Source organism: Paenibacillus sp. FSL H3-0333 (assembly GCF_038002805.1).
Taxonomy (GTDB): Bacteria; Bacillota; Bacilli; order Paenibacillales; family Paenibacillaceae; genus Paenibacillus_AQ; species Paenibacillus_AQ silagei.
Genome location: NZ_JBBODG010000008.1, coordinates 1 through 1,159, shown reverse-complemented (window position 1 = coordinate 1,159; position 1,159 = coordinate 1). Strand labels below are relative to the sequence as shown.

Here is a 1,159-nt window from a genome sequence, read left to right as displayed (position 1 = left end):
TTTTTTTGAGTAAAATACGATAACCCATGCATACTTGCGCATACTCAAGCAGCAATGCGTTTATTATAGGTCATTTCCTAACTTCTGTATAGAAACTTCGCTGATTCAGCCCCTCTGCTTCCACAATTATGTTCCATTCGTGCCTCTGCAATTTTTGTCGAATCTAATCTATTGAATGAACGTGCGCAGGCTGTCCTCTACAAAATCCGGGGCAGCCTTTTGAATCTGCTGAACGGTGTGGAGATAACGCTGAGTGGTGTTGATGTGGGAATGTCCCAGCGATTCCTGAACCTGCTGAAGCGACGCTCCCTGGAGCAAGGCCAGCGTGGCATTCGTGTGGCGCAGCCAGTGCGGGGTCAACTTTTTCTCAATTGAGCTGGCTTCTCCGGCATTCTTGATAATCCGTTCCACCTGCCTTGAAGATAACGGAAACATCCTCTGCTCCGGGGTGACCTCTTCCTTCCCTGGCAGGGTATCAGACAACTTGGAATACAGCTGCCACAGGGTCGGCGGAACCTTAATTTCTCTGGGCTTGCCCCCCTTGCCGTTCTCCACGGTCAGCCAGACCGAGGTCTCCAGCAGATCATTATGGAAGTCCCCCCACTTCATCGCCGTCAGCTCTGACACCCGCAGACCGAGCACTACCAGCGTCAGCCCGATCAGATAATTGCGCAGTCCTTGCTGCTCCAGCACATTCAGTAATTCTCCCACCTCCCGTTTGGTCAGGAAGTTTTTGCGGCTGGTCACGGTTATTTTGGGGATGCGTACCGAAGAGGTCGGATTCACTGCAAAAATCCCGATATGCTGATCACTCCCCCATTTATAAAAAGACTTCAACGGCGCAAGGAATGCCGCTATGCTTGCCGGCGCCAGCTGCCTCTGATAACTGTAGCCCCCCTGCGTCAGGAAAATCTTATACGCCTCCATCTCCCTCCAGGTCACTGCCCGTAAGGAGGTGCCTGCAATAAATCTGCGGAAATCGGCAATCGCCCGCTTATAATTCCGACCTGTATTAACATTCGTACAGCAGGTAGCCATAAACATCTGAACAATCTGATCATCGCTTAGGTAGCCCTCTTCCGGGTACACCAAGCTGAGCGCCGTACGGCTAAATTCGGTCTGGCTCATTCTTTTTTCATCACTCCTCAGGAATAGACAT

Annotated in this window: 1 protein-coding gene; it reads right to left on the bottom strand. The window is 51.1% G+C overall.

What is annotated here, in order from left to right; genetic code table 11:
* Positions 1-168: 168 nt before the first annotated feature.
* Positions 169-1,128 carry a tyrosine-type recombinase/integrase gene (locus tag MHH78_RS33900; RefSeq protein ID WP_076086956.1) on the bottom strand — a complete coding sequence of 320 codons (960 nt, stop codon included), beginning with the start codon at positions 1,126-1,128 and terminating at the stop codon, positions 169-171.
* Positions 1,129-1,159 lie beyond the last annotated feature (31 nt).

Excerpts from the sequence above, each read along its gene's own strand:
- MHH78_RS33900 (WP_076086956.1), bottom strand. The coding sequence starts at position 1,128 with ATGAGCCAGACCGAATTTAGCCGTACGGCGCTCAGCTTGGTGTACCCG.